Annotated in this window: 3 protein-coding genes; all 3 read left to right on the forward strand. The window is 61.2% G+C overall.

Annotated features, from left to right (window positions below; genetic code table 11):
* The first annotated feature begins 102 nt into the window (after positions 1-102).
* Positions 103-897: an alpha/beta fold hydrolase gene (locus tag JSQ98_RS11800; RefSeq protein ID WP_346728785.1), complete on the forward strand. Its 795-nt coding sequence runs from the start codon at positions 103-105 to the stop codon at positions 895-897.
* Positions 898-1,465: 568 nt separating this feature from the next.
* Positions 1,466-1,996, forward strand: coding sequence for a hypothetical protein (locus JSQ98_RS11805; RefSeq protein ID WP_211649850.1), 531 nt, complete (start codon positions 1,466-1,468; stop codon positions 1,994-1,996).
* A gap of 157 nt (positions 1,997-2,153) precedes the next feature.
* A partial coding sequence (locus JSQ98_RS11810) for an invasin domain 3-containing protein (protein ID WP_211649851.1) occupies positions 2,154-7,235 on the forward strand: 5,082 nt, incomplete at its 3' end.

Raw genomic sequence — 7,235 nt, forward strand, 5'->3', positions numbered from 1 at the left:
CGCGGGGCTTGTAGATCGCGGATCGACGGCATACGGCGGCGGCTCGGAGGCGTCGAGCCCGCCCTGAAGAGCCCTGATGGGCGCACCCGCCACAATAGAGGGGTGTCGATCCCGCTGATTCCCGAGATGCCAGAGCCCGTGTATGTGATGTCGGAAGAGGGGTTCCGCCTCGCCACCTATACCTGGGGCGACGACGACGCTCCCGTAGTGCTGGCTGTGCACGGCTTCGCGTCGAGCTGCCGCGACAACTGGGTGAGCACGGGCTGGGTCGGCGGGCTGCTGCGCGAGGGATTCCGCGTGCTCGGCATCGATCAGCGCGGGCATGGCATGAGCGAGAAGCCGGTCGAGCCGCGCAACTACCAGATGCCGCTCCTGGTCTCTGACGTCGAGGCGATCCTCGACACGTACATGATCGACCCGGTGCTCTACCTCGGGTACTCGCTGGGCGCGCGCGTCGGCTGGCACGTGGCGGTCGACCTCGGGGACCGGATCGAGCGAGCCGTGCTGGGCGGCATTCCCGACGGGCGCCCGCTCGGCCGCTTGGACCTCGCGCAGGCGAACGCCTACCTCGAGCACGGCACGCCCGTCACGGACCAGGCCACGCAGAACTACGTCAGGCTCGCCGAGCGCGTGCCCGAGAACGATCTCGGAGCGCTCATCGCCCTCGCAGGCGGTATGCGGTTCGGCGACGAGAATCCCGACATGGGGCGTCCGCCGCAGCAGCCCGTGCTCGTCGCGACCGGCACCGAGGATCGCATCTTCGACGACTCGAAGCAGCTCGCCGCGCAGCTGCCGAACGGCTCGTTCGTGGAGATCCAGGGGCGCCACCATTTCAACGCGCCAGGCGCGCGAGATTTCAAACGGATCGGCATCGACTTCCTCCGCAGCACGGTGTAACCCCAGCGGCAAGGCCGACCGGTAACCTGACGTCGCCAGCCGCCCGCAAATCCGCAGAGCTCGACGCGGTGCGGTGTTTCGTATGCTCCTCACGTCGTCAGCGCCCGGACGCACACCGTGCGCTAGACGGGTCGAATGGAACCAGGTCCGTTTCTCGCGCATCAAACTCGGCAGCGGGTACGCGAACGCGCCGATGTGGTTCGAAGAACGCGTGGTGTACGAGAGCGCCAAGTACGCACGATCGCACCTCCAGGATTGACACGCGGCGACGAGGAGTCGGGCCTCGAAGAGCTCCGCTCTGGAAACCGACCAACAACTGTGATCGAAGACCGTTAAATCTGCGAAATTCTCGGGAATCGTTCGCGCGGAGTGCACTCGTGCCCGTGTTGCAATTTCGTGAAAGAGCACTGCCGGACTGATCCTCCGGTACTCAAAGTTGCGGATCTTCCTTATGCAAGTTCCGCATACACTCGATCCCCCTCGCGTGCACGTATTGAGTAGTTGCTGATTCTGAAAACAGCTGTGCGCTCTGGCCTGCCGAGCGCGCGCAACACACGAGGGGGTCAGGGTGAACGAAAAAATCGAAGAATTACCGGAGCAAGTCCTGAGAGATCAGGGGCCGAGAGTTACTGGCGCGGCAGAACATATCGTAATTGCGCCAGATCATGGGGCGACTGATGAAGCAGTCGTGCACAAGAAGCGCAAGCTCTTACTCGGCCTGTGGTCTGCTGCAGCAGCGATCGTCATCGCAGTCATTGCCGGCCTGCTGTTGATCAGCATCAATAAGGCGAGTGATGTCGCGCTTCCCGAAGGTTTTCCAACCAGTCAGCAGCTACCCATCGCCGACGGCGAACGAGTTGCCGCCAATGATCCCGACGGCAACCTCATGTCCGTTACCGTGCAGGTCGCGAGCGCGGAGGCGCAGCAGCAGGCGGTCACCGACCTGCAGGAGGCGGGCTTCCGCATCGAGGGCCGCACTGGATCGGGAGCGATCGGATCCGTCGTATCGCTCAGTAACGAAGAGCTCGCCGTGCGCATGTCATTCAGCCACTCCGAAGATGCCGGTTACCGCGTCAAGTACCAGATCGCCCAACGCTAGCTCGTTTCGAGCGGCGGCTGGGGTAGTAGGCCGTTGTCATTACCCAGATGGAAGGAACAAAATGAAAGATCGATATTTAGGCACTTTTCCTCGCCCAGGGGGTGAAGTATCTCGAAAGAAGAAATCGCACCGGAAATCCCGTGCGATAGCTTTCGTGATGGCTACCTTGGTCGCGACAGTGTCTGTTTTCACGACTACGACGTTCCTTCCGGGAACCCCCGCACAAGCAGCGGGTGCTGCCCAACAGCACGGCACAGAAGCAGGCGCGCTGTATTGGCCGGCTGACGCGGACCTCCAAGCCGGAGGCGTGTATTCGACGGCTCAGGTCAACAACTCCGAGGGGAAGAACCCGGCCTGGGGACCCTCCACTCTGAGCGGTCTCGGCGCCGCCATCATCGGCACGAAGGCGACTCCCTCCGAACCGATCACACTTACGAAGCTCGACGGCTCCTACGACCGTGCCTCGCTTCTCGGTGTTTCTGCGAATGCGAACAACAAGGGGCTCGACGGGCTTTGGTTGCAGACGGACGGAGGCGGAAACTTCGTCAACGCAGTATCGCGTCCGAGTGCCTCAACGAACCCCGACTTCATCAGCAACTTCGGCAACATGAACTCTGCTGCCGTGAAATGGGCTCCGGCGAACGACCTCGGAACGGGCGAGAAGGGGAAATCCTACTGGGTAGAGATTCCTTGGCCGACAGAGGTTTTCGGTGTCAACTCCGTTTCCTGCGGCATCGAGGTGAACCCGGTCACGAACGAGCTCGTCATCATGAACACCTGTGCTCCAACTCCGACGACTTCGTACCTGGTCTACTCGCCGGGCCCTGACGGGGATCCCCTGACACTCGAAGACAACGCTTTCCGAACCTTCACGGCCGCAGGCAACATGAGCTACACCGGCATCGCGGTTACCGACATGATCTTGGACGCGGCGGGCAACGTGTACGTCGTGAGTGGCGTGTCGGGCAGAATCGGGGCGTTGCACCTGTACCGCGTCGACCAGAACACCGGGAGGATCTCTCTGGTCTCCACGGGAACAGCCGAGAAGCCACTCACGTACAGGGCCGGCGCCCCCGTTGCGGATACCGACATCGGCGCTTACCAGTCGGGGCTCGCGTTTGAGGACGGGCGGGCTATCGTCACATCCGAGCAGTTTGCGAATCTCGGTCAGTACCTTCCGTCGATCGATCCGCTCGCGCATTCGGTACAGCGTGTCGAGGGCTTCCCGTACGGTATTCAGAACAGCGGCCCTACGAAAACGCAACTGCGAGTCGACTACGACGGAGCGGGTACCGAGGGCGCGATTGCGTTCGAGGGCGTCGTAACTGACACTGCTGGCAACGGACTACCCGGTCAAACGGTCGCGATCTACCGCGACCAGGAAGATGGCACGGCTAAACTTGTCGGCTATCAGACGACCGAAGCGGATGGCTCGTATAAGGGCTTGTTGAACTGGTCGAACGGCGTCGGTTATGCGCGAGTCGTGCAACCCCAGATGACGACCGGAGATCAGGTCAAAAACGGAGAAGTCGTATCGATCGATGCTTCTACGGAGTTCAACGACGGAACGAACGAGATCTCAGTTCTGAATACCGACTCCAACTTCGGCGTGAACGAGCCGCTAGGCACGATTGGTGAGACGACCATTGATCTCGCATCTACGGCTGACCTGGTGAAGATCTCCGGCAACAATGCCGCAGTGGCCTATCACGCGGATTTCGTTGTCGAGTTCGGTGGCTCCACCGCTGACCTTTCTCGAAACAGTCTGCTGAATTCGAACGCGAATAATGGAAACGGTCCCCAGCACGTCACCATTGAGGGCGATGCTGCGAACGACCTCCGAATCGGTGAGGTCAACGGTTCCTACCTGGTCGGCGCGACCGACAATTCGCACTCGAGCGACGATGGTGTGTTCTTGAAGCTGAACGCTGAAGCACGTCTCTTGAACGGGCAGTTGCTCGCGCAGGGCAAGGACTACTCGCTGCGTGTGAACAGCCAGGGTGCTCAGGCGGAGAACGCGAAGGTGAGCGCTTGGTCGACCACGCCGCAGGCGAGTGCCACTGCCTCGCCGCGCTCAGCCTTCGGAGAGCGGATGTCAGCGAGCGGCTCCGCGGCCGAGCTCCAGTACACGGCAGGTCGTGCGAACGGGTTCTCCACCGTTCGCGTCGACAGTTCCCTTGCGGAAATCCTGAAGCCGGATAACAGCGACGGTGAGTACGCGGGTATTCTCGGCAATGCGTCTTCGACGCCTTGGGTGACGTCGGGAGAGGTTGAGGATCATGACGTGCAGACCGTCAACGCGATTGCTCGTGTTGGCGTGGAAAGCTCTGTCCCTGGTGACTATTCGTACACGATGTCAAACGTGACGACGGTTGCACCGTCTACGACTGCTGTTGCGGTCAACGTTCCTGCAGAAGGCGGGTTCGCCGCTGAGTCGGGTGTGCACGCGGTGTCGACGGTGTCCAATGATGTTGTGGTGACTGCCGGTGACTCTCCCGCTGGAGCGCTGCTCTCCGGAGCCCGAGTGGTTGATTCGGTAACGGGAGACCAGATCACGGACGCGGAGTTCGCGGACGGGAAGATCACGATCCCCGGATCCTCGGTTCCGCTGGGTGCCGACGTGCGTCTGGTACTCGAGTACTCGGAAGCCGTGAATATCGAAGCGTCGTCCTTTGAACTCGACCCCGATACTGCGGCAGCAGATGGAGGGTCGGAAGTCACCGCGAACGTTTCGATCATCGGCGCTGGTTCAGGCCTGCCCTTGTCGGGCAAAACGGTGACGATTGCTCCTCAGGATGCGAATGCACCGGTTGATGTTTCTGTTGTCACCGACAACGGTGATGGCACCTACACCGCCCGAATCACGAGGGAGGTCAAGGGGACATACACCCTTGAAGCATTCGTACAGGATGGCGGTCGCGCTGTGCAGGTCGGAGGGCCGCTTGATGCGAAGTTCACCGCCGGTGTCGCAGACGCGTCGAGGTCCACGTGGGCCATCTCGCCGGAGACCTCTCAGGCGGTCGGCGCAACCTTCACAGCAACCGCGACGCTTACGGATGCCCATGGCAATAGCGTGGGTGAAGGAGTGGCGGTGTCGTTCGCGATCCCTGCCGGGGTGAACGGAGCCTCTGAAGCAACAACGGTGTCCGCTGTGTCGGACGCCGACGGGGTTGCTTCCGTCCAACTGACCTCGACGATTGCGGATTCGTACGAAATTGCAGCTTCCGTCGGAGGTTCTCAGATCGGTGCGACGAAAAACATCGTCTTCACCGCAGGAGGCGCTTCGATCGCTGAGGGTGACTCATCGTTCACGGTGTCGTCGGGCAACCGGGTCGCTGATGAGAAGGATGCGCACGTTGCTTCGGCGCTGCTGCGGGATGAGTTCCAGAATCCCGTGGCCGGTGAGGAAGTCACGTTCGTGCTTCCTGCTGGTGTCGCATACGCGGGGGTGGAATCAGGCGCGTGGGTGTCCGGCGAGACCGGAGAGATCGTGATCGCCGCTGATGCTTCAGGAAAGGCAGCTCTGAAGGTTGTCTCGACTACGGCGGGCTCATACGAGATCGCTGCAGAAGTGCGGGCGGGCGAGCTTCCGGGTTCTCCCGCAAGCGTGTCGTTCGTCGCAGGCACAGTTGACGCTTCAGCGTCGGAGTGGTCGATCGCTCCCGAGTCGCCACTGGCTGCAGGCAAGAGCTTCACAGCCACCGTGATTGCTCGAGACGCGTTCGGCAACGCGGTGGAGGGCGCGGACATTGCGCTGTCGTACCCGGCTGCTGTCAACGATGGGAACGAGGGGCTGTCGGCAACGTCGAGTGCTGATGGATCGGCATCCTTCACTCTGACTGCAACGCTGGCAGGCACCTACACGGTGCACGCGACTGTTGCGGGCAATCCAGTCGGTGGCTCACGCGAAACAGGCGCCAAAGACATTGGTTTCGTCGCTGCTGATGCGGACGCTTCCTCTTCGGAACTGACCGTCACGGAAGGAATCGTGCCAGCTGACAGCACGTCGACTCACGTCGCTTCTGCACAAGTACGCGATACCTTCGGCAACGCAGTCGGTGCAGGCGTTGACGTGGTCTTCGCGTTGCCTGCCGGTATCAATGGTCAAACGTCCGCTGACGAGGTCTCGGTGGAGACCAACGAGCACGGCATCGCCGTGCTGAAGATGACCGCGACACGGGCCGCGGTGTATCAGGTCTCGGCATACATCGGAAGTAACTCGGAAATCACGGGCTCGCCCGCGAGCGTTACATTCGGAAATAGCGATGCCGTTGCAGATCAGTCATCGTGGAAGATCACCCCGGAGGCTAGCCAGGTCGCCGGCTCGATCTTTACCGCCGAGGCTGCTATCGCTGATGCAAATGGGAACCCTGTTGCTGGCGAGACCGTGACGTTCACGGTTCCCGCTGGGATTAACGGATCCTCGGTGCCCACGATGCTGTCGTCCGTTTCCAATGCGAATGGTGTGGCGACGTTGGAGCTGACGTCTACGATCGCCGGATTCTACGATATTTCGGCCTCGGTCGTCGGCGCTCAGATCGGTGAGTCGAAACAGATCGTCTTCACCGCTGGAACTGCTGACGCATCGCAGTCGACCATCGTCGCTTCGAAGTCGCCGATCAATGGTGACTCCGGGGATGCGTCATTGATCACTGTTCAGCTGATGGACCAGTACGGCAACATGCTTGATTCGGGAAGCGATGATGTTGAGATCGCAACCAACCTCGGCATCCTGACAGAGGTGACTGCTGCTGGAAACGGTCAGTATGTTGCTTCATTGACTGGCACTTCGGCTGATATCGGTATCGCAACGCTGACCTTCGTGGTCAACGGCGAGAAGGGTACCAAGAGTACGGTCGTTGAGATCATCGACGTCACGGCTCCTGAGGCGCCGACTGCGGTTGCTGAGGGTGACAAGGTGACTGGTTCTGCTGAGCCGGGTGCTGGTGTCGAGATCCGTGATCCCGAGACCGGTGAAACGGTGTGCGAGACCGTGGCTGACGAGAACGGTAACTACCCGTGCGGTCCGGTGACGGATGGCGATTACGTGGTGGTTGCTGTTGATCAGTCCGGGAACGAGTCCGCTGAGACCCCGGTGACGGTCGACACGACCGCTCCGGATGCTCCGAGTGTGGTTGTCGATAAGGACACGGTCACGGGTGAAACCGAGCCGGGTGCTGGTGTCGAGATCCGTGATCCGGAGACCGGTGAAACGGTGTGCGAGACCGTGGCTGACGAG

The organism is Leucobacter manosquensis (genome assembly GCF_018304845.1).
GTDB classification, from domain to species: domain Bacteria; phylum Actinomycetota; class Actinomycetes; order Actinomycetales; family Microbacteriaceae; genus Leucobacter; species Leucobacter alluvii.